The sequence below is a fragment of the Lysinibacillus sp. 38-6 genome (genome assembly GCF_046245175.1).
In the GTDB taxonomy this organism is placed as follows: Bacteria; Bacillota; Bacilli; order Bacillales_A; family Planococcaceae; genus Lysinibacillus.
On sequence record NZ_CP176417.1, the window covers coordinates 4175579 to 4200508 of the forward strand.

Annotated in this window: 24 protein-coding genes; 19 read left to right on the plus strand and 5 right to left on the minus strand. The window is 38.0% G+C overall.

The genetic code is table 11. The features are described from left to right. Nucleotides 1–238: 238 nt before the first annotated feature. On the plus strand, nt 239–1606 hold the full coding sequence (locus tag ACKVEV_RS20895) for an ATP-binding protein (RefSeq protein ID WP_409368129.1): 1368 nt from the start codon (nt 239–241) through the stop codon (nt 1604–1606). A 99-nt stretch (nt 1607–1705) separates the two neighbouring features. Then, nucleotides 1706–2152 carry a MarR family winged helix-turn-helix transcriptional regulator gene (locus ACKVEV_RS20900; protein ID WP_402925334.1) on the plus strand — a complete coding sequence of 149 codons (447 nt, stop codon included), beginning with the start codon at nt 1706–1708 and terminating at the stop codon, nt 2150–2152. Between the two features lie 219 nt (nt 2153–2371). Here the strand turns inward: ACKVEV_RS20900 and ACKVEV_RS20905 are convergent, their stop codons facing one another. The 3 genes from ACKVEV_RS20905 to ACKVEV_RS20915 all read right to left on the minus strand — a co-directional run bounded on the left by ACKVEV_RS20905 (nt 2372) and on the right by ACKVEV_RS20915 (nt 3995). Beyond that, nucleotides 2372–3046, minus strand: coding sequence for a hypothetical protein (locus ACKVEV_RS20905; protein WP_409368130.1), 675 nt, complete (start codon nt 3044–3046; stop codon nt 2372–2374). A gap of 62 nt (nt 3047–3108) precedes the next feature. Further along, on the minus strand, nt 3109–3726 hold the full coding sequence (locus tag ACKVEV_RS20910; protein ID WP_409368131.1) for a lysostaphin resistance A-like protein: 618 nt from the start codon (nt 3724–3726) through the stop codon (nt 3109–3111). Between the two features lie 80 nt (nt 3727–3806). Next, nucleotides 3807–3995 (minus strand): YkvS family protein, encoded by a 189-nt coding sequence (locus tag ACKVEV_RS20915; RefSeq protein ID WP_402925325.1) that lies wholly within the window; start codon nt 3993–3995, stop codon nt 3807–3809. 127 nt (nt 3996–4122) lie between these two features. Between ACKVEV_RS20915 and ACKVEV_RS20920 the strand changes: the two genes are divergently transcribed. The 3 genes from ACKVEV_RS20920 (at nt 4123) to ACKVEV_RS20930 (ending at nt 5802) form a co-directional block, all read left to right on the plus strand. Next, a complete protein-coding gene (locus tag ACKVEV_RS20920; RefSeq protein ID WP_409368132.1) occupies nt 4123–4311 on the plus strand; it encodes a hypothetical protein in 189 nt (62 codons plus the stop codon). Between the two features lie 94 nt (nt 4312–4405). Beyond that, on the plus strand, nt 4406–4597 hold the full coding sequence (locus tag ACKVEV_RS20925) for a Spo0E family sporulation regulatory protein-aspartic acid phosphatase (RefSeq protein WP_409368134.1): 192 nt from the start codon (nt 4406–4408) through the stop codon (nt 4595–4597). Between the two features lie 338 nt (nt 4598–4935). After that, nucleotides 4936–5802, plus strand: a complete 867-nt coding sequence (locus tag ACKVEV_RS20930) for an NAD(P)-dependent oxidoreductase (RefSeq protein WP_409368136.1) — start codon at nt 4936–4938, stop codon at nt 5800–5802. Nucleotides 5803–5913: 111 nt separating this feature from the next. On the opposite strand, the gene ACKVEV_RS20935 is transcribed toward ACKVEV_RS20930, so the two are convergent. Beyond that, nucleotides 5914–6306, minus strand: coding sequence for a DoxX family protein (locus ACKVEV_RS20935; RefSeq protein WP_409368137.1), 393 nt, complete (start codon nt 6304–6306; stop codon nt 5914–5916). Nucleotides 6307–6460: 154 nt separating this feature from the next. Here ACKVEV_RS20935 and ACKVEV_RS20940 point away from each other — a divergent pair, with 154 nt between their 5' ends. The 6 genes from ACKVEV_RS20940 to ACKVEV_RS20965 all read left to right on the plus strand — a co-directional run bounded on the left by ACKVEV_RS20940 (nt 6461) and on the right by ACKVEV_RS20965 (nt 15212). Next, nucleotides 6461–6781, plus strand: coding sequence for a winged helix-turn-helix transcriptional regulator (locus tag ACKVEV_RS20940; RefSeq protein ID WP_409368138.1), 321 nt, complete (start codon nt 6461–6463; stop codon nt 6779–6781). Nucleotides 6782–6995: 214 nt separating this feature from the next. Beyond that, nucleotides 6996–8318, plus strand: a complete 1323-nt coding sequence (locus ACKVEV_RS20945; protein ID WP_409368140.1) for an MFS transporter — start codon at nt 6996–6998, stop codon at nt 8316–8318. Nucleotides 8319–8387: 69 nt separating this feature from the next. Next, the gene (locus tag ACKVEV_RS20950; protein ID WP_409368141.1) at nt 8388–9290 is read left to right on the plus strand and encodes a chemotaxis protein; all 903 of its coding nucleotides are present in this window, start codon (nt 8388–8390) and stop codon (nt 9288–9290) included. Nucleotides 9291–9452: 162 nt separating this feature from the next. Further along, nucleotides 9453–11030 carry a Ppx/GppA family phosphatase gene (locus ACKVEV_RS20955; RefSeq protein ID WP_409368142.1) on the plus strand — a complete coding sequence of 526 codons (1578 nt, stop codon included), beginning with the start codon at nt 9453–9455 and terminating at the stop codon, nt 11028–11030. After that, nucleotides 10996–13152 carry an RNA degradosome polyphosphate kinase gene (locus ACKVEV_RS20960; protein WP_409368143.1) on the plus strand — a complete coding sequence of 719 codons (2157 nt, stop codon included), beginning with the start codon at nt 10996–10998 and terminating at the stop codon, nt 13150–13152. Before ACKVEV_RS20955 ends, ACKVEV_RS20960 begins: the two co-directional genes overlap by 35 nt. Nucleotides 13153–13199: 47 nt before the next feature. Beyond that, nucleotides 13200–15212, plus strand: coding sequence for an EAL domain-containing protein (locus tag ACKVEV_RS20965; RefSeq protein ID WP_409368144.1), 2013 nt, complete (start codon nt 13200–13202; stop codon nt 15210–15212). Nucleotides 15213–16073: 861 nt separating this feature from the next. Here the strand turns inward: ACKVEV_RS20965 and ACKVEV_RS20970 are convergent. Then, complete coding sequence (locus ACKVEV_RS20970; RefSeq protein ID WP_409368145.1) at nt 16074–16691, minus strand: TetR/AcrR family transcriptional regulator; 618 nt, start codon at nt 16689–16691, stop codon at nt 16074–16076. Between the two features lie 233 nt (nt 16692–16924). On the opposite strand from ACKVEV_RS20970, the gene ACKVEV_RS20975 reads away from it, so the two are divergent. The 8 genes from ACKVEV_RS20975 (at nt 16925) to cbpB (ending at nt 24921) form a co-directional block, all read left to right on the plus strand. Further along, a complete protein-coding gene (locus ACKVEV_RS20975; RefSeq protein WP_409368146.1) occupies nt 16925–17818 on the plus strand; it encodes an NAD(P)-dependent oxidoreductase in 894 nt (297 codons plus the stop codon). A gap of 15 nt (nt 17819–17833) precedes the next feature. Beyond that, nucleotides 17834–19354, plus strand: coding sequence for a CoA-acylating methylmalonate-semialdehyde dehydrogenase (locus tag ACKVEV_RS20980; protein WP_409368147.1), 1521 nt, complete (start codon nt 17834–17836; stop codon nt 19352–19354). 161 nt (nt 19355–19515) lie between these two features. Continuing rightward, nucleotides 19516–20832: a GntP family permease gene (locus tag ACKVEV_RS20985; RefSeq protein ID WP_409368149.1), complete on the plus strand. Its 1317-nt coding sequence runs from the start codon at nt 19516–19518 to the stop codon at nt 20830–20832. 15 nt (nt 20833–20847) lie between these two features. Further along, nucleotides 20848–21609 carry a 3-hydroxybutyrate dehydrogenase gene (locus ACKVEV_RS20990; protein ID WP_409368150.1) on the plus strand — a complete coding sequence of 254 codons (762 nt, stop codon included), beginning with the start codon at nt 20848–20850 and terminating at the stop codon, nt 21607–21609. A gap of 17 nt (nt 21610–21626) precedes the next feature. Further along, the gene (locus tag ACKVEV_RS20995; protein WP_409368151.1) at nt 21627–22811 is read left to right on the plus strand and encodes an iron-containing alcohol dehydrogenase; all 1185 of its coding nucleotides are present in this window, start codon (nt 21627–21629) and stop codon (nt 22809–22811) included. Nucleotides 22812–23038: 227 nt separating this feature from the next. Next, nucleotides 23039–23806, plus strand: a complete 768-nt coding sequence (fadH, locus tag ACKVEV_RS21000; RefSeq protein ID WP_409370600.1) for a 2,4-dienoyl-CoA reductase — start codon at nt 23039–23041, stop codon at nt 23804–23806. Between the two features lie 111 nt (nt 23807–23917). Beyond that, complete coding sequence (locus tag ACKVEV_RS21005; protein WP_409368152.1) at nt 23918–24157, plus strand: short-chain dehydrogenase; 240 nt, start codon at nt 23918–23920, stop codon at nt 24155–24157. Nucleotides 24158–24477: 320 nt separating this feature from the next. Next, nucleotides 24478–24921 carry a cyclic-di-AMP-binding protein CbpB gene (gene cbpB, locus ACKVEV_RS21010; protein ID WP_409368153.1) on the plus strand — a complete coding sequence of 148 codons (444 nt, stop codon included), beginning with the start codon at nt 24478–24480 and terminating at the stop codon, nt 24919–24921. Nucleotides 24922–24930: the final 9 nt, after the last annotated feature.

Sequence of the window (24930 nt, forward strand, 5' to 3'; positions counted from 1 at the left end):
TTTATTTTGTGAACGGTTCGTGAAATAATTTTAAATACTTAAATTTACTAAATTTTGTAATAATAGAATCGTACAGTCATAAAGTATAGTAAAGGCTCAAAATTTGAATGAGAGGTTTTTTACTCTTTTGAAAGGTTCGGTGAGAAAGTTGAAGCAAAATGATATAAATCAATGTTTTGGAAATCTTATGAAAAGTACTTCGTCACCAACACTTATACTCAATAAATCAGGAAAAATTTTGAATTGCAATGATGCTGCAAGTAATCTGTTTAACCTAAATTTATCTTATAATGGCTTTTTAATAATGGACGAGCCATCTAATATGAAATGGGCAAACTTCGTGAAAAACTTACAGTGTGAGTTAAGATCTGAAGAAATATTTAACATTCGTAATAATAACAATGAATATGAAATGATGCATTTTAATTGCTTCTTTGATCCAAATACTGAAGAAATCGTCGCACATTTATCAACGATCAATAACGACAGAGCCATTGAGTTGTATGTGAGCAAGGAGCAGGAAAAATTACAATCCTTTAGCGCATATGATCATTTACCTTATGCTGTTATTGTAAGTGATGCGAGTGGCATTATACTTGGTTTAAATAAGTATGCAGAAATGTATTTAAAAATAGAAAAATCACAACTACTTCATAAAGCACACCAGCATATATTTGATTCATTTACAATGAAAAACGGACAAATTACGACTTATCTTTCTAAGTTGATGGGTGAAAAGCATGCCAATATTCATGTTGTGGATGAAACGCAAGTAAGTAGAACGTGCTACTATGAAATCTCCAGTGTCTTTGATGAATATAACAATATAATTATCACAGTTATTAATGACGAAACAGAGAAGAAGCAGTTGCAACATAAAGTGGAGCATCAGGAAGCGTTAAATGTAGTGGGACAAATGGCCGCAAGTATCGCGCATGAGATTCGTAATCCGCTAACGTCTTTAAAAGGTTTTACTGAACTTTTAAAGCTGAACGCCGATGAAGAATCACGCATGTATTTATCTGTTATCGATAGTGAATTACAGCGGATGGAGCAGATTTTATCTGAGCTTTTAGTATTGTCCAAGCCAACAACTATGAAAGTAGAGTTAATCGAATTAGATCAGATTGTGAAACAAGTGATTGAATTTATGTTGCCGGATGCGTTAATGAAAAAAATTATGATTCAATATATACCGTCAGCTACGGAAGTCTACATTGGTGGCAATGAAAATCGGTTAAAGCAAGTATTTATGAACCTTATTAAAAACGCAATGGAAGCGATGAATAATGGCGGTACCATTACGGTTGAAATGAGTGTTATTGACTGTACGATTGTAGAATTAACAATTAAAGATGAAGGCAGTGGAATGGATAGTACGACAATACAAAATTTATTCCAGCCTTTTTACACGACGAAATCTACAGGGACAGGACTAGGCCTTGCTTTCGTGAAAAAGGTCATCGAAGAGCATGAAGGAATTATAGGTGTTCAAAGTGAAGTACAGAAGGGGACATGCTTCCATATGCAGTTCCCAGTTTACGCATATAATCAATTGGACCCATTAGAAGTTCCGGCAAAAGATGCTGCTTATTTAGTAACGTAAATTGAACTTTCAATAGACTTACTATTGAATGCTTTTGACAATGCTTTTCAAAAGTCGCTATAATGACAGTTATAAAGAGCGAATTGAGAGGACTAGGCTATGACGTCAGAAGATTTAAAGCAAACTTTAAAATTATATATTGTATTATCCCGTGCCCATAAAGCAATTAATGAGATGACCAACCATTTTTTTCAGGAGAATGGCTTGAATCCTACTGAATTTGCGGTTTTGGAACTCCTTTATCATAAAGGCAGACAACCATTACAACAAATCGGTAATAAAATTTTACTTGCCAGTGGGTCTATTACGTATGTAATTGATAAGCTTGAAAAAAGAGGCTATCTTTTACGGGTTTCCTGTCCATCAGATCGTCGCGTTACCTATGCAGAAATTACAGCGGAAGGTGAAGCGTTTATGGGCGAACTATTTCCAAAGCATGAACAACATTTACATGAATTAATGAGTGCTTTATCCGTCGAAGAAAAAGATGAAGCCATTACATTGTTAAAAAAATTAGGGCTTTCGATAAAAGATTTGTCTTATTAAAAAGAGTTGTCTCAAATGGAGTTTGAGGCAACTCTTTTTTATGCGTCAACAAACATTTTCAAAGAAGAAAGTGTTTGTTTTATAGAATGGACGATTAGTATAGCTATTTTTGACGGCTAGCATTCGTTTTAAAGCACTTAGCAAACGTCTCTATAGTTTTTATTGGAAAATAAAAGAAAGGCTTTAGAATTTAATCTAAAGCCTTTCAAGGATAACGCGTTATTTTTTAGAGATTGTGGCAGCCATGGCAAGCATAGCAGCTGTTAAGTCTTGTTCATCATTATCATGAATCGTTAATTTTGAAATAAGTCCATCTTTTTCAAAAACTACGCCGATCACTTTTTCAGTATCAAAGTCTACAACATAGCCTTCAATATTTTTAATATCTTTAAATGCAGAAAGTTCTTCAGGTGATAATGCTACTGGACTTCCAACAGCATTCATGTAGTCTTGCATAGATGTTTTCACTGCATCATAGCTTGTTTCAGAAGTAGTTGTTGTTTCAATACGCATAAATACTTCATCATCAGCATTTGATACTAACATATCTTTTCCTGGTTCTTCTTGAGTTAATTTAAATCCAGGTAATTGTTGGAATTTATAACCTTGCTCTTTACTTTTAGATTCTGACGCTGTCTCTTTTTTGTCGACACCATTTTGTACATATTGCACTTCTTGCTTTGGTGCAGTTTGTTCTTCTGTTTGTTGAGCATCATCTGTTGTAGGCGTTTCTTGCTTGTCGTCGCCTGCAGTTTCATGATCAGATGGTTGTTGAGAGTTTGATGGTTCCTGTTGTTCAACATCTGATTGTTCTGTTTTATCAGAGGTATTACACCCCACGACTATAACAGCTGTTAGTAATAATGCAAGCATGGAAAATAATTTTTTTTGCATGAAAAGCCCTCCTTTTCTATATTAAACGCTAATAAAAGATAAAATGTTTCCAATTTTTTTTGTTATGATGTTAAAGGTAATACTAAAAACAATAATAAAACAAAAACGACATGCGCTACAATAACTAAAGGCATACTTTTTCGCCATTCATAAATAAAGCCCCATATTAGGCTTGTTACGAGCGCTGCGATGATGCCTAGCTTAAAACCACTAAAGGCAATCGAAATGGCACATAAAATGGCTGTTACAAGTACTGCTAAAACAGGGCGCATAAAGCGCTTCAGTTGTTGCTGAACATAGCCACGCCAAAACAGCTCTTCACCAATGGCTACAATAAATACAAGTAAAATATAGTGCCAAATATTTTGTGGACCGTAAACAGTTAAAAACTTTTTCACTGTACTGATTAGTCCATCATGAATATATGGAGCAAGCCAATAACCAAAACGTATGATGCCGTAGGTGATTGTACCGTATCCAATGCCGAAAATTAGAAATTTCCAAGTTGGCAATTGATCTTCAATTGAACCTGAAAGAATAGCGATCGCTATACATACGAGCAAAGTGAATGCATACAAGTACCAAAAAACAGCTGGGTTAGCAAAAGTAAAAGCAAGCATGCCATAAACGAATAATAAAGAAAGGAGTAATATTATTGTTTGTTTCGAATTTGTTTGCATAATTCGACCTCCATACTTTAATTTTACCAAAAAAATAGTCCCTTATCATCTGTTAAGACAAAAAGGGACTATTCAGACTATTAAGCTTCACTTGCATATAAGATTTTATAACGTTTATGGTTGACGACCGTTTTCTCTTCTATTTCAAGGGAATCAAAATTCTCCATATATGTTAGATCAACGATCACCGAATTTTCATTTACTTTTTCAACAATACCTTGCAAACCATCTTTAAACTCGATAATATTTCCAACTTCAGCTATTTTCACAGACAGTCAGCTCCTTCATCGACTAATAATATACAGTTTGCATGAAAAAAAGGAAAACGTAAAGCCTTTTTTTGAATAATTCATAATTTAATACACAAAATAACGGAAGAGAAGGGAATAGAAAAACATGGAACAATATGAAAAAATGCTTAGCCAATTACAGAACGGAGAAATACAAAGTATCGAAATTAATAAAGATCAATTTTATGAATTTCGGGAAGTATTAGTGAAGCACCCATTATTTAAACATTTTAGAGGTGAAGCAAAGCAAAACGGGATTATTATCTACACTTATTTGGAAATACCTAGAAGTTAATTTTGTCGAACATTGTCGGAACTTAATGCTGTAAGAAATGAAATATAAATGTATAATAATGGTATGATTATTTGTATGTTGGAGGGTTGTATGAATGGTCAATCTACTCTTGAAACAAATGGAACAAACTCGTGAAATGATGATTCGCTCTGGTGTGGAAAACGGGTTACAGAATGCAAAAACCATTCAACTGAGTCGCAGATTAGATCAGTTAATGAATACTTATTATAGACAGACAACACTTGAAGAAGAAGATCAGGAAGATTTGTTTCAGTATTCAGAGTAAAACCTATAGATTAGATGTTTAAATATGAATTTTCTGGGGAATACTTATTTTGAACACAGCAACATTCTCATTTCCCCCTTTTAGAGCAGTGATTCCCATCAACTGCTCTCTTTTTTTTGCTTATTCGGTATATATGCTGTACATAGAAACTTTAGTACAAGTAGTAAGAATAGTTTGAATTATTGAATTGATTCAACTACACTAAAAACATAAATGAAATGGCGTGCATGGTGGTGCCTCTTAGTTTGATGTTTGCCTATCAGACAGAGACTGCCGAGTGCCTAATGAAGATTGAATGATTGTGATGAAAAATCGCCTAAGTAAAGGAGTTCGTACATATGGGGAAAGAACGTATTGCATTTATCGGTACAGGAGTAATGGGTGCGAGTATAATTAAACACTTATTGAAAAATGGTCATGAGGTGTCGGTATATACTCGTACAAAAGAGAAAGCGGAGCCATTAGTGGCGTTAGGAGCTAGTTGGGCTAGTTCGCCAGCAGAAGCGTTTAAAGATAAAGATATAGCGCTTACGATGGTTGGCTATCCAGCAGATGTGGAGGAAGTTTACTTCGGTGACAATGGTTTATTCCAAACTGCTAAAAAAGGCGATATTGTGATAGACATGACGACATCTGAGCCAACTTTAGCAAAGAAAATTTATCTTCATGCTCAAAGCGTTGGGGTTGAAGCATTAGATGCACCTGTTTCGGGTGGCGATGTCGGTGCTCAAAATGGTACTTTGTCCATTATGGTTGGTGGTGACCAACATACCTTTAATCGTGTGACACCTGTCTTGCAGCAATTTGGCGCAAATATTGTTTATCAAGGTGAAGCAGGCGCTGGGCAGCATGCCAAAATGTGCAATCAAATCGTTATTGCTTCAGGCATGATAGGTGTCTGTGAGTCACTTGCATATGGCTTAAAAGCGGGGCTCGATTTAACTACTGTGTTACAATCCATTTCATCAGGGGCTGCTGGATCCTGGTCTTTAAGTAATTTAGCGCCACGGATGATAAAGGAAGATTTTGCACCAGGATTTTATATTAAACATTTCGTGAAGGATATGAAAATCGCTTTAGATGAATCAAAAAAAATGGGTATCTCTTTACCAGGGCTAGCGTTAGCTTATGAAATGTACGACAAGCTGATCGCAGAAGGCTATGGTGAGAATGGGACACAGGCTTTGCTAAAGCATTATCAATAAATCGTAAAATGGAAAAGTGTTAGATTGACTACTATCAATCTAACACTTTTTTATCGTCATAAAGAGACTACGAATCACGACTAAAAGTTCACGAATCGCCTGAATAACGCTCTATTCTTTATTAAATAGTTGGGCGTCTAAAGAGAATCGAGATGCCCCAGCAAGTGCAAAGTATAGTGCTATCGCTGCTAATGCTAAATCAAGCTCATAGCCAGCCAATCCGTCCGCTCCGATAAAGCCAATGCTTAGCTTTGCTGTAAATATAGCAACAATCATTGTCATTGTTAGTAAAGCGCCAAAAATTCTTGTTGCTAAACCTAAAATAAGAGCAGCTCCGCCCACTAATTCAATAGCCGCCACGATATACGCCATAAAACCTGGTATACCTAGACTAGTAAAGAAGTCCGCGGTATAACTAATGCCCCCTTGGAATTTTTGAAAACCATGCACAGCAAAAATGATGCCGAGCACGACACGTAAAATTGTTGAACCAATATTTTGCATAAAGTAATTACTCCTTTTCTTGAACTTACATTTCGTAACTTAGTTTATTTTTAAAAACAACTTTTGTCAAGTAACTAAGTGTTGATTTTAAGAACTGATTTTTAAAAGGTGCTATAATCATAAATAGGAACTAGTAATAAAGGAGGGGAGTAAAATGAATCAACAAACGATTTGTCCGCGATTTGAAAAGGCACTCATGCTATTGAATCATCGTTGGAATACGTTGCTTATTTATCAATTACTGGATGGCCCACAACGCTATTCGACGATTAAAAAACAGTTGAATATTAGTAGTCGGGTGTTAACAGAGCGATTAAAGGAGTTAGAGCGTGAGGAAATCGTTTTACGCACCGTGATTCCTTCTACACCGGTCGTTATTGAATATGAGCTAACACAGAAAGGTTATGCCCTCACACCTGTGCTAAAAGCAATTGAACAATGGTCTTCGGAATGGGTAACGATTACTGAGGAATAATAAGAAAGATATTCAAGCGAGGGGGCTTGGATATCTTTTTTAGTTTTTTAGAAAATAGGTGGCATGCATTAACCAATTAATGGTCTTTTAGCAGTTATGTTTTAGTAGAAATACTGTTATATTGTAAATAATATTATTTTTAATTTAACAAATGGTATTTTTTAATACAGGAAGGAATTAATTTAATATTATAAGGAAGAAGGGGAGGGATTGAATGAATCAAAGGCATGTAGGGGAACGACAGCATCGCAGTCAGCTAGCACTCTATTTATCATTGCCAATACTATCGTGGGCATTTTACGATTTTGCTAATACAATATTTTCTTCGAATATTAATACAGTATTTTTCCCATTTTATATGGACGAAGTATTAGGAACAAATGAAGTTATGCAGCAAGTAGCGAGTACATTTATTTCGTATGCGAATGCTTTAGCAAGCTTTTTCCTAGTCGTTTTTTCGCCACTGTTCGGTGTATGGATTGATCAAACAGGCTATAAAAAACGGTTTATTGTGTGGTTTGCCTCAATTTCTATTTTATTTACGTTTATGATGGGCGTATTTGCAAATTTAGAAACGACAACAAATTATTCAGGGGTACCACTTAGCTTATTTTTAGTCGTCGCAAGTTTTGTTATTGCGAAGTTTTTCTTTAATTCTAGTCTCGTATTCTATGATTCGATGATGGGGGATCTTGGGACAAAAGAAGAAATGCCCCTTATTTCAGGTTATGGAGTAGCGATTGGTTACTTAGGCACTATTTTTGGGTTGCTTGTTTATTTATATGTCGGAAACAGTGATTTCCACCGTGCATTTATACCAACAGCCATTTTATATTTATTATTTTCATTGCCCTTATTTTTCATTAATAAAGATACGCCCATCCCTAAAGAGCAGCGTAAGACGACAAAGTTTTTTGATGGCTACAAGGAAATACTTCGTACATTTAAGGATATGAAGCAATATAAAGCAATCTTTACGTTTATGATTGCTTACTTCTTTTTAAATGATGCCATTGCTACGACAATTGCCATGATGGCTGTATATGCGACAACGATTGTAGGCTTTTCATCTGGTCAATTTATTATTCTTTATTTAGTGTCGACCGTATCGACCATTATTGGCTCACTTGCCTTTGGCTATATAACAAAAGCCATTGGCGCCAAGCGAGCGATTACCATTGTTGCGTTATTAATGATTATCGCACTAACTTTTGCTGTTTTTGCAACAGAGCAGTGGATGTTTTGGATTGCCGGCAGTATGTTTGGAATTTCGTTAGGCTCTATGTGGGTAACTTCAAGAACCTTTATTATTGAGCTATCTCCGGATGAAAAACGAGGGCAGTTTTTCGGTCTATTTGCTTTTTCTGGAAAAGTATCATCAATTATCGGACCAGCTGTTTATGGAACGGTCACATTATGGATGAAAGATTACGGCACATTAGCAAGTCGTGTAGCATTATCAACATTAATATTAATGACAGTTATTGGGTTATTCGTGCATCTAAAAGTTCATGATAATAATGGAAATAGCAAGTAGGAGAATTGTAGCGCCTATGATACAATTGAATTATAAATTAATGTTGAAATAGAAAGGAGCGGGGTTGCTTTGGAACATAAAGGCATATTATTAGAGAGTGGCACAAATGAGCTAGAAATCGTTGAATTTGAAGTAGCTAACAATAAATTCGGTATAAATGTTATTAAAGTAAAAGAGATTATCCAACCAATTCCAGTAACGTTTATTCCACACGCGCACCCGCATGTAGAAGGAATTATTCAATTAAGAGGCGAGGTATTACCGGTAGTTGATATGCTACGAGTACTCGGAATACAAGGTGCAGAACGTAATCCACAACAAAAATATATTGTTGCTGAGTTTAATAAACAACGAGTTGTTTTCCATGTAGATAATGTGACACAAATTCACCGTATTTCCTGGAATCAAATCGAAAAACCTTCGGATATGTATCAGGGGGGAACTTCGCAAGTAATCGGTGTTATTAAGCAAAATGAACAAATGATTCTATTGCTAGATTTTGAGAAAATTATGGTGGATATTAACCCTGATTCGGGTATTAGTGTAGAGTCAGTGAAAAAACTTGGTAAGCGTGAGCGTTCTGAAAAACGTATTTTAATTGCTGAGGATTCACCATTATTACGCAAACTATTATTTGATACAATGAAGGAAGCCGGTTATGAGAATGTAGAGTTTTTTGAAAATGGCCGAGATGCTTATGAATACTTAGAAGCATTAGCAAATAGTGGCAGTAACGTAACGGAACATGTGCAATTGGTTGTTACAGATATTGAAATGCCACAAATGGATGGTCACCATTTGACTCGTAAAATTAAAGAACATACTGATTTACAAAAGCTACCGGTCATTATTTTCTCTAGTTTAATTACAGATGATCTTCGTCATAAAGGCGATCAAGTAGGGGCAGAGGACCAAATTAGTAAACCCGAAATTGCAGAGCTTATTTTACGCGTCGATCAACTTATTTTATAGGGCTAGAAAAAGGAACTTCACAATTCTAATAATTGGTATCCTGAAATATTAATAAAAACGAAAGTCGGATACCTTTTTGGTTCCGACTTTTTTGTATAAATGACGGTGCCATTAACACAAAATAAGTAGTACTATCGATTGTCCTGAAAAGGAAGTGATGATTTGAATAATTTAAAAACGGCTATAATTGATATTGGCTCGAATACGATACGTTTAGTACTGTATCAGTATGATAATGAAGAGGGACTTCGAGAACTAGGCAATATTAAAACGGTTGCACGTTTACGTACATATTTACAACCTTCGGGTAATATGTCGGAAGAAGGCATTCGCATTCTAACGGAAACATTATGTACATTTAAAGCGATGCTTGATGATTTTGAAATTGTCGATGTGAAAGCTGCTGCAACGGCTGCCATTCGCCAAGCGACGAATAGTGAACAAATCATTGCGTTAATGAAAGAAAGAACGGGTATACAAATAGAGCTTTTATCTGAAGAGGAAGAAGCGTATTTCGGTTACGTTGCCGTAGCACATTCGATGGGCACGCCTTCTGCTGTAACGATTGATATAGGTGGAGGCAGTACGGAAATAACGCTATTTAAAAATAAAGAACTGCTTAAATCTTTTAGTTTTCCTTTTGGAACGGTGTCGTTAAAACAACGTTTCGTCAAAGGTGACATCATGAATAGTAGCGAAAAGAAAGAGCTGATTGCCTATGTCAAAGAGCAGTTCCAATCCCTTCCTTGGATACAACAAGTATCTTTACCAATTATTGCAATAGGGGGCAGTGCCAGAAATATTGCCCAAGTGCATCAACAAAGGCATCAATACCCGATTGCCAGTGTACACGGCTATGAAATAGCTAAAGCGGATTTAGATGAGCTTAGTATGTTTTTGGGCGGTTTAAGCTTCCAACAATTAAACCATTTGGACGGGCTATCGACGGACCGTGCAGATATTATTGTCCCTGCCTTAGAAGTGTTCCGTGTACTAATGGAAATTGTAGGTAGTGAAGTATTCCAGCTTACGAAAAAGGGTTTACGGGAAGGGCTCATTATTCATCGTATTTTACAAGAAGATCAACATGCTTTTGATAAATATAATGTGTTTGAGGGAAACGCTAGAAGATTAGCTAGACAATATGGACGGTCGGAACTAGAAGTTGATTATTTAATGCATTTAGCAGACCAATTATATCGCGAGTGTTGCCATTTAAACTATTTCCAATTTAACAACTATGATTGGCAATTGTTAAGAAAGGCTGCCAAGATTTTTAATATTGGGGAGTATATAGAGTTAAGCTCCGCTAGCCAACATACCTTTTATTTAATCGCCAATCAATCCATTGATGGTTTGAATCATAAAGAGCGACTAAAATTAGCACTTTTAGCATCGTATAAAAATAAAGATTATTTTCAACGTTTCGCTGCTCCTTTTTTAGAATGGATGAGCCGTGAAGAGTATCGCAAATTGCGTGATTTTGGCGCCCTGTTAAAATTCGTCTATGCGTTAAATGTATCGAAGAGAACCATTGTGCATGCAATTGACATGCAACCTCATGACGATTTTGTTCAGCTTAACGTATATGTCAAAAAAAATGCTGCTGCTGAAAAATATCAAGCCAATCGACATAAAAAACATCTAGAACGCGCTCTAAAGATACCAATTAAAGTAAACTTTATGGAAGAAGGGTGGAACCAAGATGACAACGGAAGTAACAAACAATCGATTACATGAAGACGAATTTTCAGAAGCACATAGCCGATTACTGGAAGAAATAGCTAAACCTCAATATTATAATAATCGTGAATTAAGCTGGTTAGCATTTAATGAGCGTGTTTTAGAAGAAGCAGAGGATGTGAATAATCCTCTGCTAGAACGTTTGAAGTTTTTAGCGATATTTAGCTCCAATTTAGATGAATTTTTTATGGTGCGTGTAGCAGGGCTACAAGACCAAGTGCGTGCTGGTTTCCATAAAGCTGAAAATAAATCAGGTTTAACACCTAAAGAGCAATTAGCAAAAATTGCTGAGCGTACGCAAGCATTAGTGCGCCGTCAAACGGAAGTATATCGACATTTAATTTATGATTTATTACCACAACATAATGTACATATTGCCGACATGAAAGATTTAAATAGTACGCAAAAAGCGTATATTAATGAAATGTTTGCTGAGACCATTTTCCCTGTGTTAACGCCTGTAGCAGTAGATGCCTATCGCCCATTCCCAACATTGCTAGGAAAGACTTTAAATTTACTCGTCCTATTGGAGCAAGATGAAACCGATTTTGAAAGCCGTGAAAAGGTGGCAATCGTGCAAGTGCCTTCCGTTTTAGATCGTTATATTAAAGTACCTAGTGCTGAAGGCGAAACGGTTATAGTTTTACTTGAGGATGTGATTGTGGCTCATATTGAAAAACTTTTCTATGGATACAGTGTAAAATCTGCACAAGCCTTCCGTTTAACACGGAACGCAGATTTAACGATTCATGAAGAAGGAGCCCGCGATTTACTTGTAGAAATTGAAAAAGAACTGAAGAAACGAAAATGGGGCGTCGGTAGCCGTCTCGAAGTACGTGTCGGGGAAATGAATGAAGAAGTCCTGGCTTATTTATTGGAAGAATTTGAAATCGAAGAGACGGATGTTTTTCATATTGATGGTCCATTAGATTTAACCTTTATGTTCTCATTTGTAAAAGGTATTTCTGTAGGACGGGAACATTTAGAATATGAAAGCTTTATTCCACAGCCACCATTGGATTTACAATCAGATGAAAATATTTTTGAAAAAGCATTACAACAAGATATTTTCTTCCATCATCCATATGAATCATTTGCCCCGATTGTGGACTTTATTTCGGAGGCTGCTGTCAATCCGAATGTCTTAGCGATTAAGCAAACATTATATCGAGTTAGTGGCAATTCACCCATTATCCAAGCATTAAAGCTCGCTGCTGAAAATGGTAAGCAAGTGACTGTTTTAGTAGAGCTAAAAGCACGTTTTGATGAAGAAAATAATGTCCACTGGGCGAAACAGCTTGAGCAAGCGGGCTGTCTCGTTATTTATGGCATGAATAATTTAAAAACCCATTCTAAAATTACGCTTGTAGTCAGTCGTCGAAATGGAAAAATTGAACGCTTTGTCCATCTCGGAACAGGAAATTATAATGATGCCACTGCCAAAATTTATACGGATATGGGCATCATAACAACTGACAAGGAATTTGGCATCGATGCTACGAATTTCTTCAACTATTTAAGCGGCTATACGGAAAAACCTACATTCAATCATTTAGTTGTGGCACCGTTCGATATTCGCGATGAATTTATCCGTTTAATGGATGAAGAAATTAGTTGTCATAAAAAATACGGAAATGGCTTTATTCGAGCGAAGATGAACTCATTAACAGATAAGGACTTAATGATGAAGCTATACGAAGCTTCGATTGCTGGCGTAAAAGTAGAGCTGATCATTCGCGGAATTTGCTGTATACGACCAGGTATCCCTGGTATAAGTGACAATATTACTGTCACGAGTATCGTTGGTCGATTCCTTGAACATTCTCGTATTTACTGGTTCCATCACAATGGCGAAAATAAAGTGTACTTATCTTCTGCAGATATGATGACAAGAAATATGATAAAACGTGTTGAAATTCTATTCCCTGTCTATTCAATCGAAGCAAAAGCCCGTATTATGGATATAATGAACACACAACTTGAGGATACAGCAAAAGCTCGAATTCAAGATTGTAATGGCAAATATCATTATAAAGAGTTCGATCGAAGCGAAGACCCTATTAATAGTCAGGAAATTTTCTTAAAGGATGCTCTAAAACCGACGCTAGATGAAGAATAAAGCGTATTAGACGACTAGAATAAACACGCTACCTAGAGAGGGATATAATGAAAAAATATAGAGAGAATGTAGCGCAATTCGCAAACTATCGACAGATGGCAATGCTTAATCCATTTGATGCAGTTGTATGCTTGCAAAAAGCAGATGATGACGAATATGAAATCGTTCATTTTAACGACAAACTCGCATTATCTAGTGTGGTGCAGGATGTGAAAGCCACTAAAGCACAGCAATTTTTTAGCAAGCAATGTTGGCAGCAATTATTCAATATTGTACATCAAGAATTTAACATTGCACGGAAGATTGAGCTTTATTCAGAGACGGAGAGAATGCAAAAATCATTTGCTGTAAGTGTTCAGCAATTAGAGACATCACTGATAGCTGTCATATTACGTGAGGAACAGAATGATACGAAGCCTTTTTTGCAATTTGTTGAACATTATGTATGTCCTGTGCTAACGACTGATTTACAAGGTCGTATTATTCACCAAAACGTTGCCGCTACGTCTATATTGTCGAGGGAACATCACAGCCTAATAGGACTTGATATTTTTTCATTATTAGAGTGCAACTATGTAAATGCAGTACAATTGTTATTTGCTAAAACAATCGAGGGTGCTACATTGGATATGCCAAAATGTTTATTTAAAGGCAACTTATTAAGTCGTGAACCATTTTATTTACGTATTCATCCGACCTATTATAATGGGGAAATCATTGCCGTACATTTCTTTATTAGAGACGCTGAATTTTTGAAGAGTGATTATAATGCCTTTTATTATTTAGCCTTAAAAGATGAATTAACTGGTATTTGGAATCGGAGAGCGTTTAAAGAGCATTGGCTACAGCATTTGAATGATAAACAAAGTGAAAATCAACAGGCAACCATTATTTTGGTAGATATCGATCGCTTTAAAAAATTTAATGAAGCCCTCGGTGAGAGCAAGGGTGATGAATTAATGCGGATGTTTAGTCAAAGGCTTCAAGCACTTTGTCACGCAAAATGCGCGCTCTATCGTTATAATAGCGACGAATTTATTTTTATTTTAAAGGATGCATCGGTCGACAACATCGAGCAATTAGCTAATGCAGTGTTAGAATCGTTGAAACAACCCTTTATGATTGATGACCAAGAATATTTTATTAGCGTTTCAATTGGTATTTCCTTAAGCCCAGCAGACGGCAAGGATCTTGAAACACTTGTAAGAAAAGCCGATCAAGCTTTATTTTCTGCTAAGGAGCACGGACGTTCACATTATCGCTATTATCGTGACGATATGACGAATGTCTTTCCAAATGAAGCGCTGATGGAGGCCCATTTACGTCGTGCAATTGAGTTCAATGAGCTTAGTATTCATCTCCAACCACAGATGAATTTAAACGATAATAGCATTAATAGCTTTGAGGCATTGTTGCGATGGAATAATCGGAAGTTTGGCTTTGTCTCACCGGCACAGTTTATACCGATTGCCGAAGCAACAGGCTTAATTGTAGAAATTGGTGATTGGATTATTAGCGAGGTTTGTCGTTACCAAAAGGAATGGAGCTTAAAAGGATATCGTCCGGTGCGAATCGCCATCAATATTTCGCCAAAGCAATTTAGAAAAGAAAACTTTGCTCGCAAGATTAAAGCAACATTGAAGAAATATGATGTGGCACCACAATTAATTGAAGTGGAGATTACAGAAAGCTCCATGACGAATGTCCATGAAACCTTTTCAATTTTAACGGAATTAAAGCAGCTAGGGGTTTATGTGTCTGTCGATGATTTTGGCACAGGCTATTCATCACTGAGCTATTTAAAGCGCTATCCAATCGATATTATTAAAATAGATCAATCGTTTATTGCTGATATCGCAAAAGATGATAAAAATGAGGCGATTATTAAAGCGATTATTTCGATGTCTCATAATTTAGGGCTTGAAGTCATTGCAGAAGGAATAGAGGAGCCAACACAAGTGGCATTTCTAAAACGTCACCGTTGTCAAAAAGGACAAGGCTATTTATATAATAAGCCATTACCTGTGGAATCCATTGTTGCACAATATTTTGTAGGGTAGCTTTTAGCAGAGTACAGCGGTGGATTTCCGCTACGGACGGGCGCTTTCCGCGGGCACACCGTAAGCCGCAACCCTCGCTAACGCGCGGATTGTTGCGTCTTACATTTTGTGCTGTCCCGCAGGAGTCGTCCGTCCTCCGCTCCAATCAACTTGGTAGCGTGTGCGCGAATATAGAAGGCATCGAGTTACAGCTTGCTATCTCTATTAATAAAGTTAAACACAGCGTTGGATTTCCGCTACGGACGGGCGCTTTCCGCGGGCACATCGTAAGCCGCAACCCTCGCTAACGCGCGGATTGTTGCGTCTTACATTTTGTGCTGTTCCCGCAGGAGTCACCCGTCCTCCGCTCCAATCAACTTGGTAGCGTGTGCGCAAATATAGAAGGCATCGAGTTCCTGCTTGCTATCTCTAATAATTAAGTTAAACACAGCGTTGGATTTCCGCTACGGACGGGCGCTTTCCGCGGGCACACCGTAAGCCGCAACCCTCGCTAACGCGCGGATTGTTGCGTCTTACATTTTGTGCTGTCCCGCAGGAGTCGTCCGTCCTCCGCTCCAATCAACTTAATAGCGTGTGCGCGAATATAGAAGGCATCGAGTTACAGCTTGCTATCTCTATTAATAAAGTTAAACACAGCGGTGGATTTCCGCTACGGACGGGCGCTTTCCGCGGGCACATCGTAAGCCGCAACCCTCGCTAACGCGCGGATTGTTGCGTCTTACATTTTGTGCTGTTCCCGCAGGAGTCACCCGTCCTCCGCTCCAATCAACTTAATAAAAGACAATGAGCAATAACTTCATTATTTCTTTTGTCAAAACACTAAGCCCCTCGAGAAGCACGAGGGGCTATTTTTAAATATTTTTATTTTGAAGGTTGTGCCTTCATGCCGTTTAGCACAACTGCTGTGAAGTGTGCCATTTCCGTAACTAAATCAAATTCTTCGTTATGAATTAACCAATCATAAACATTTGCTCGCATACATCGTTGAATAATGTGTTGCATTTGATTGGCTTGTAAATCGTTAACGAACTCTCCTTGTTGAATGCCCTCATGAATATACGAATTAATGATTTGAAAAATTTTACGCTGTGGGCTAATTAAATAATGGTTCTGTTCAACTTGATTGGTCATCGCGGCAGTATACACTGTGCGCAATAAATCTTTCCCAACAACAGTTGATAAATATACCATTTGCTCCTTATAAAGCAATAAGATTTTTTCACTTGCTGGTAATGTTTGATCGATTTTTTTCTCGACCGTACTATAAAAACTATCTAGCTCCTCAAACTTTTCTAAAATAACATCATATTTGGACGGGAAATGTGTATAGAATGTACCTTTGGACACTTTACAAGCTTTCGTAATTTGTTCAACAGATACATGCTCAAAACCATGTTTATTAAATAATTCTAATGATGTCTTAAGTAACTTTTCCCGCGTTTCCAATGCCTTTTTCTGGCGTGTAGTTAACGAATTCATGCCGTTCTGCCTCCGTATTTAAATATCCTATAATAATAATCGTGCCATATATTCAGAAAATATAAAATTTTTTAATTGACGAGCTCTAATAAGTTTGTTTATGATTTAAGTGACCGAAGTCAGTGACTGCGGTCACTTAAGAGTATCTCGTTATTAATGTTACGACAAAAACATAAAGTTTGCTAGTGTATCAGCGCTTATTAACGCAATTCACAGGAAATGGGGGAGCTCAAATGAAAGAAAAATTAGGTTTTATCGGTTTAGGTAATATGGGTTTACCGATGTCGATTAACTTACTTCGTGCAGGCTATGAAGTGTATGGCTTTGACACAAATACTCAAGCAATGGCGCAATTTATTGCAGAAGGGGGTGTAGGTCTAACAACCGCTAAAGCAGTTGCACAGCAAAGTGAAGTCATTATGACAAGCTTACCGACACCTCAAGTAGTTGAACATGTCTACACATCACAAGAGGGCATTTTACAAAATGCTAAGCAAGGAAGTTTACTTATTGATTTTAGTACAGTAAATCCAGAACTAAATAATACGCTACATCAACAAGCTCAATCTTTAGGTTTACGATATCTTGGTGCCCCAGTAAGTGGTGGTGTAATTGGCGCAGTAAATGCCACTTTAACTATTATGATCGGCGGCGAAGAAAAGGATTATCAAAGTGGCGCTTCAATTTTCGAAATAGTCGGTAAAAATATTTATCACCTTGGTACTTCACCAAGTGTTGGTACACGTATTAAATTGCTGAACAATTTAATGATAGGGTTCTATACACAAGCTGTAGCTGAAACGATTGTACTTGGAGAAAATATGGGGATTTCAGCAGATACACTATATGAAGTATTAAGTAATAGCTACGGACAAAGTCGTATTTATGAACGCAATTACGTAGAATACATGAAAAATGAAAATTATGAGCCGGGCTTTTCTACGAATCTACTACTAAAAGATTTACGCCTAGCGCAAAATATGGCGACTGAAGCAGGCGTACCTCTTCGAATAGGGGAACAGCTAGTGAATCTTTACAATGATATAGCTGCAGAGGGCTATGGAGAACATGATATGTCTGCTGCTTATTTAAGTTTGAAAGAAAAATGTACGATTACACAAATTTAAAGGAGGATAAAAGATATGACGACAGCACAAGAAGTGAAAACATTAACGCATTTTATCGGTGGAGAAATGATTGAAGGGAAAAGTGGTCGCTACGGTTCGGTTTATAATCCAACAACAGGAGACGTTATTGCAAAAGTTCCACTTGCCACAGTAGAAGAGACGCGTGAAGCGATTGCTAAAGCGAAGTTGGCATTTCCAAATTGGCGCGATACATCCGTATCTAAACGTGCGGAAGTCGTATTAAAATTCCGTAATTTAGTCACAGACAATATGGAAGAGCTGTTACAAATTATTTGTACGGAAAGCGGTAAAACGATTGAAGATGCAAGAGGTGAAATTACACGAGGGCTAGAGTCTGTTGATTTAGCTATCGGTGCACCGCATTTAGTAAAAGGAGAGTACTCTGTCAACGTTGGAGGTCAAATTAATGCTTATTCTGCCAAGTATCCGCTAGGCGTTGTAGCGGCAATTTCACCTTTTAACTTCCCAATCATGGTGCCGTTAGCCCAAACAAGTATGGCGATTGCAGTCGGCAATGCCGTTGTGTTAAAAGCATCAGAGCGCGTTCCGATGACAGCTTTATTTGTTAGTGAGCTATGGAAGAAAGCGGGATTGCCAGATGGCATTTGGACAGTAGTGAATGGCGATAAAGATGCCGTTAATGAACTTTTAGAAAACCCAACTGTGCAAGCGATTTCATTTGTAGGCTCAACGCCGGTTGCGCAATACATTTATGAAACAGGTTCAAAATATGGTAAACGTGTCACAGCGCTAGGCGGAGGTAAAAATAATATGGTTGTAATGCCGGATGCAGACCTCGAACAAGTGGCCAATGCATTTATCGGGGCAGCCTATGGTGCGGCATCGCAACGTTGTATGGCCATTTCAACAATTATGCCTGTTGGTAAAGACACAGCAGATCGTCTCGTTGCTATTTTAAAAGAAAAAATTACGGCATTAAAAGTAGGTGCTTATACAGACAAAGATACAGACTTTGGTCCAGTCATTTCACAGCAATCAAAAGAAGCAATTCTTGCTGCTATCGATAAAGGCGAAGCAGAGGGGGCAACGGTTGTTTGTGATGGTCGTGAGCTAGCTATAGTCAACGAATCCAAAGGGTTTTTTGTCGGTCCAACTTTATTAGATCATGTAAAACCAGGGATGGAAATTTATGAACAAGAAATATTTGGCCCTGCTCGTAACGTTGTGCGTGTGGATTCATTAGACGAGGCAATTGAACTGATTAATGAACATGAGCTTGGCAATGGTGTTACGATCTTTACAAACGATGGGCTAGCCGCACGTAAGTTTACAACGGAGATAGATGTAGGGATGGTAGGCGTCAATGTTCCAATTCCAATTCCGGTTGGATACCATAACTTTGCTGGATTTAAAGGCTCACGTTTCGGTGAGGGTCATATGTTTGGACCGGATCAGGCGCGTTTCTTTACAAAGACTAAAACTATATCAGAACGCTGGATGACAAATAATGCTTCATCTGCATCGACATTTGCATTTCCAAGTAATAACGATTAATGGCGTAAATAGCGCTGGATAAAGAAAATAAGCATGGCGATGATTTCAGCGGGCTCATGCAAATAGCGAAAACAGCTCCTTGTTTGCCTGCTGAAACATTCACCTGTAGCGCAATAATGCAAATCATAGCACTTTCTATAAAAAGATAGGTGGGGTGTGAAATGTTAGCGTATATCGGACTTTTTGGAAGCTTAGCATTATTGGTTTTTTTAACAATGAGAGGGGTCAATTTACTTATTTCTGCACCATTAACTGCTTTAATAGCGGCGTTAACGAATGGTCTTGCTTTCTTCCCACAAACTGCAAATGACAATCAAGCCAATTTTTTAACGAGTTATATGGATGGATTTACGGGCTTCGTTGGTTCTTGGTATTTAATGTTTATGGCAGGTGCAATTTTCGGGAAAGTAATGGAAGATACAGGTGCAGCTGATAGTGTTTCCAAATGGATTGTTGAAAAAATAGGCGTACAGTATGCCACATTTGCAGTAGTTTTAGCTGCAGCCGTGTTAACGTATGGTGGTGTTTCGGTATTTATCGTTGCATTTTCTGTTTATCCGATGGCCATTAGTTTATTTAAGCAGGCGAATTTTCCACGTCGTTTTATTCCTGCGGCACTTGGTTTAGGTTCTGTAACCTTTACGATGACTTCAGCAGGCTCACCAGAAATTCAAAACTGGATTCCGATACCTTATTTAGGGACGACACCCTATGCAGGCTGGCAAGTAAGTATTGTCGTTGCCTTATTTATGGCGATTGGTGGGGCACTATGGCTCAATTGGATGATTAAGCGTGCCGTGAACAAGGGGGAAGTCTTTATTGAACGCGCAACAGATCCAGTTGTAGACGAAACGCGTAAGCTCCCTAGTCCCATCTTAAGCTTAGTGCCATTACTAGTCGTTTTACTAATTTCATTTATTTATCATGATTCACTTGGTACATCGGCTTTAATAGTGGCGTTAACAAGCGGTTGTATTACGGCGTATTTAGTCAGCTATAAATATGCAAAATCGGTTAGTGCAACACTAGCAGCTGGCGCAATGGGCGCAGTTATAGCCATTGCCAACACGGCCGCAGTAGTCGGCTTTGGTGGTGTTGTAAAAGCGACACCGTCATTCGTAGCGACTGTAGACTTGATGACCAATATTCCTGGAAATCCATTAATAGGTGGCGCTGTTGCCATCGCAGTTATTGCAGGTTTAACAGGTTCGGCGTCAGGGGGACAAACGATTGCTATGCCATTACTAGCTCCTCACTATATTGATATGGGGGTTAATACAGAAGCGTTGCACAGAACGATTGCGATTGCATCGGGCTCGCTCGATTCATTGCCACATGGTGGGTATGTAGTGACAACGATTAATTCTGTATGTAATGAAAAACATAAGGATGCCTATTTACCTTTTGGTGCTTTAACAGTCGTTATACCAATTATCGGCACGATCATTGCAATACTATTATTCTCATTAGGAATGTAGGAGGGACATAAAGAAATGAATGGCAAAACAGTATTTATTACTGGTGCTGCTTGTGGAATCGGATTATCCATCGCTCAGGCATTTGCTGAGCAAGGCGCACACGTTGTGATTTCGGATATAAATGAACAATGTTTAGCTGATGCGGTAGCACAAAATCCACAATTAACAGCCTATACATGTGATGTGACAAATGAACAAGCGATTGCTGAGGCGATTGCGTTTACAGTTGAAAAATTTAACACAATTGATATTTTAATTAACAATGCAGGGTTCCAACATGTTGCTTTCATTGAGGATTTTCCAACTGAAGTGTTTGAGCAAATGCAAAAAGTGATGCTTGTCGCGCCATTTATTACGATGAAATATGCATTACCTCATATGAAGAAAAACAAATACGGACGCATTCTAAATATGGCATCGATTAACGGCGTAATTGGTTTTGCAGGTAAGGCCGGCTACAATGCAGCCAAGCATGGGCTAATTGGCTTAACAAAAGTGGCGGCACTCGAAGTAGCCAATGACGGCATTACGGTAAATGCCATTTGTCCAGGGTATGTCGATACGGAATTAGTGCGCAATCAGTTTACAGATTTAGCAAAGACGCGAGGTATTCAAGTAGAAGAAGTACTGGAACAGGTGTTATATCCACTTGTCCCGCAAAAGCGCTTGTTAGATGTTTCGGAGATTACAGGGCTTGCACTTTATTTAGCAAGTGATGTGGCCAAAGGTTTAACAGGTCAGGCAATTGTATTAGATGGCGGTTATACAGCTCAATAATGAAGGAGAGATGGGTTATGATTCAAACAAAAACAACCTTCACTGTAAATTCTCCAGCGACGATTGTTTATGGAAGAGAAGCATTCGAAGAGGTTGGTGTATACGCCAAAAAGCTAGGGACGAAGGCGTTAATTGTCAGTGACCCTATAATGGAAGGCTTAGGGTTTGTTCATCAATGTAGGGCGTTTTTACAAGCTAATGGATTGGAAGCGGTTACATATTTAGGTGTAACAACGGAGCCAGTGGATACGTATGTAGCACAAGGTCTTGAAATATTGCAAGCTGAACAATGTGATCTCATCATTTCCGTTGGTGGCGGAAGTTGTATTGATACAGCTAAAGCAATTGCTGTCGTTGCCACAAACGGTGGCTATATTGGTGACTATATGAAACTGGCGAAAGTAGCAGAGCAACCACCAATTCCACATATTGCGGTTCCAACAACAGCAGGTACAGGTTCTGAAGCAACAGACGCTACTGTTATTACAAACACGACGAATGATGTCAAAATGATGATTAAGCAACCCGCTTTTATGCCACCAATTGCCATTGTTGACCCGATGCTAACACTAACTTCACCACCAGCCATTACAGCGGCGACAGGTATCGATGCTTTAAGCCATGCAATTGAAAGCTATATATCACGTTTAGCACATCCTTATTCGAATGTACTGGCGTTGTCTGCAATGGACTTAATAATCAATAATATATTGAAAGTTTACGAACAAGGTGACGATATTGATGCACGCGAGGCAATGTCTCTAGGGTCCATGCAGGCAGGACTAGCATTTTCTAACGCATCTGTTGCCCTCGTGCACGGGATGTCACGACCGATCGGTGCACTTTTCCATGTTCCGCATGGTATTTCCAATGCCATGCTGTTACCAGCGGTACTAGAATTTACGAAGGATGCATGCGTGGATCGCTTAGCGGATATAGGGAAATATTTTAACAAGGATGGAAAATATGGTACTCAAGATGAACTAGCCACGTTAGCCATCGACTCCATCAAAGCATTATGTAAAAAGATGCAGATCGGCAATTTACAGCAATGGGGAATTGAGGAGCAAGCATTTTACGCGTCCATTCCAAAAATGGCAACCGATGCCATCGCAAGCGGTAGCCCAGCAAATAACCCTAAAGTGCCAACACAGGACGAATTAATGGAGCTGTACAAGGTTGCTTATCATTATGAGTTTTAAATAATACCCGCGGAAAGCGACCGTCCGTAGCGGAAATCAAAGTTAAAGGGCATCAAGCATAGTGCTTGATGCCTTTTGTGATAGTTGGAATTTTCATTAGCAATGTACTTATAAAAAAAGAGAGAGTTATAGAATTTATATGACATTTTCCAGAAAATATAGTAAAATAAAATGAATGGTTATTCATTTTTTTGACAGCAGAGGGGGAAATGGAAATGGAAATGGATATGTTACAGGGGAAAACAATGATTATTACTGGTGGTTCAAGCGGTATGGGGCTTTATATGGCAAAGCAATTCGTTGCAGAAGGGGCAAATGTTGTAATTGTTGGTCGTAACGAAGAGCGATTAGCACAGGCAAAAGAGTTTATAGCAGAAGCAGGAAACACAATTGAAACATTTCAAATGGATGTGCGGATACCGGAGCAAGCTGAAGCGATGGTTGCGTTTGCTGTTGAAAAATTTGGACAAGTCGATGGATTAGTGAATAATGCTGCTGGTAACTTTATGGTTCGCGCAGAGGATTTATCGCCAAATGGTTGGAAATCGGTAGTGGATATTGTTTTAAATGGCACGTTCTATTGCTCTTCAGCAATCGGAAAATATTGGATCAAACATAAAATAAACGGTTCGATTATCAATATGGTCGCGACCTATGCATGGAATGCTGGTGCTGGTGTTATCCATTCATCCGCAGCAAAAGCTGGTGTTTTGTCTATGACACGTACATTAGCAGTCGAATGGGGGAAACGTTATGGCATTCGCGTAAATGCCATTGCACCGGGGCCAATTGAACGTACAGGCGGTGCCGCTAAACTGTGGGAATCAGAGGAAGCTACTGCCATTACCATTAATTCTGTTCCACTTGGTCGCATCGGTACACCAGAGGAAGTAGCCGATTTGGCAACATTTATGATGTCCGATAAAGCGAGTTATATGAATGGTGAATGTGTCACATTGGATGGCGGACAGTGGCTAAACCAATCCCCGTTTTAATTTGCTTAGCGTAAAAATTGGATGCGGGCTTTTCAGTTTGTCTCCAAAAAATCATTGCATAATGAGGAGCCGTGTTGATACATACTAAGGGCAAAGAAAGGAGTTTTGCCTATGGGTATGTGGTTGATACCAGCGCTAATTGCAATAACAATCATTGCGGTTATTTCCTTTGTTTCAACGATGCGGATTGCCAAAATGACGTCACAGCGAGAATCGGAAAAAGATACGCCGGTTTCGGAGACTGTTGAAGAATTTGCAACGATGCTGAATCCAATTGTTTGGGTATACATTGTCTTTTTACTTTTTTTAGGGATTATGATTTTTTACTACTGGAGTAAAGTAGGCTATTAATGAGCTGTAGATAAAGTATCACATGTGCATCAGCCAATGTGATACTTTATTTTGTAGCAAAATCGATATCGTTAAAAATTATTTTTCCTCAAAATTGAGATTTTATAAGAACATTTTTATAAAAAATCTCATTGGCATTGCTTAAATAATCGAGAAATGTAAGTAGATGACTCCTAATAGGACAGGGACCAACTAGCCATATGCATTGTTGAACAAAAACTCTTCTTGACCTTGTCATGGTCATATTCGGAAACATTGTGATATGATAAAAGAGAAGGATCCTGTTCTGCAAAGCAAGGACAGAAAAGGAGAAGAAGTTCATGATTTCAACTAACAGCAAAGACTTATTAGCAATGCCAATTAGTGATTTTATTATTTCATCCGAAAAGGTTGCGCATGTACAAAGTGGTAATAGTGCCGAGCATGCACTCCTTGTACTAACACGTACAGGGTACTCTTCAATACCTGTATTAGACTTGAAATATCGACTTCAAGGTTTATTGAGTATGAAAATGATTACCGAATCCATTTTAGGTCTCGAACATATTGAATATGAAAAATTACCAAATATTAAAGTGGATACAATAATGGAAAAAAACATAGCCGTTTTAAAAATGACGGATACATTCCAACGTGCTTTAGATTTGGTTATTAACCATGCATTTTTATGTGTTGTAGATGAAGATGGTACATTTGCAGGGATTTTAACAAGACGTGTTATTTTAAAACAGTTGAAAAAATATATCTATCAAAAAGAACAGTAGTGTAAGAGG

Coding starts and splice junctions, on each gene's coding strand:
- ACKVEV_RS20900 (WP_402925334.1), top strand. CDS start 1,706: ATGACGTCAGAAGATTTAAAGCAAACTTTAAAATTATATATTGTATTA.
- ACKVEV_RS20905 (WP_409368130.1), bottom strand. CDS start 3,046: ATGCAAAAAAAATTATTTTCCATGCTTGCATTATTACTAACAGCTGTT.
- ACKVEV_RS20910 (WP_409368131.1), bottom strand. CDS start 3,726: ATGCAAACAAATTCGAAACAAACAATAATATTACTCCTTTCTTTATTA.
- ACKVEV_RS20920 (WP_409368132.1), top strand. CDS start 4,123: ATGGAACAATATGAAAAAATGCTTAGCCAATTACAGAACGGAGAAATA.
- ACKVEV_RS20925 (WP_409368134.1), top strand. CDS start 4,406: ATGGTCAATCTACTCTTGAAACAAATGGAACAAACTCGTGAAATGATG.
- ACKVEV_RS20930 (WP_409368136.1), top strand. CDS start 4,936: ATGGGGAAAGAACGTATTGCATTTATCGGTACAGGAGTAATGGGTGCG.
- ACKVEV_RS20935 (WP_409368137.1), bottom strand. CDS start 6,306: ATGCAAAATATTGGTTCAACAATTTTACGTGTCGTGCTCGGCATCATT.
- ACKVEV_RS20940 (WP_409368138.1), top strand. CDS start 6,461: ATGAATCAACAAACGATTTGTCCGCGATTTGAAAAGGCACTCATGCTA.
- ACKVEV_RS20945 (WP_409368140.1), top strand. CDS start 6,996: ATGAATCAAAGGCATGTAGGGGAACGACAGCATCGCAGTCAGCTAGCA.
- ACKVEV_RS20960 (WP_409368143.1), top strand. CDS start 10,996: ATGACAACGGAAGTAACAAACAATCGATTACATGAAGACGAATTTTCA.
- ACKVEV_RS20965 (WP_409368144.1), top strand. CDS start 13,200: ATGAAAAAATATAGAGAGAATGTAGCGCAATTCGCAAACTATCGACAG.
- ACKVEV_RS20970 (WP_409368145.1), bottom strand. CDS start 16,691: ATGAATTCGTTAACTACACGCCAGAAAAAGGCATTGGAAACGCGGGAA.
- ACKVEV_RS20975 (WP_409368146.1), top strand. CDS start 16,925: ATGAAAGAAAAATTAGGTTTTATCGGTTTAGGTAATATGGGTTTACCG.
- ACKVEV_RS20980 (WP_409368147.1), top strand. CDS start 17,834: ATGACGACAGCACAAGAAGTGAAAACATTAACGCATTTTATCGGTGGA.
- ACKVEV_RS20985 (WP_409368149.1), top strand. CDS start 19,516: ATGTTAGCGTATATCGGACTTTTTGGAAGCTTAGCATTATTGGTTTTT.
- ACKVEV_RS20990 (WP_409368150.1), top strand. CDS start 20,848: ATGAATGGCAAAACAGTATTTATTACTGGTGCTGCTTGTGGAATCGGA.
- ACKVEV_RS20995 (WP_409368151.1), top strand. CDS start 21,627: ATGATTCAAACAAAAACAACCTTCACTGTAAATTCTCCAGCGACGATT.
- fadH (WP_409370600.1), top strand. CDS start 23,039: ATGTTACAGGGGAAAACAATGATTATTACTGGTGGTTCAAGCGGTATG.
- ACKVEV_RS21005 (WP_409368152.1), top strand. CDS start 23,918: ATGGGTATGTGGTTGATACCAGCGCTAATTGCAATAACAATCATTGCG.
- cbpB (WP_409368153.1), top strand. CDS start 24,478: ATGATTTCAACTAACAGCAAAGACTTATTAGCAATGCCAATTAGTGAT.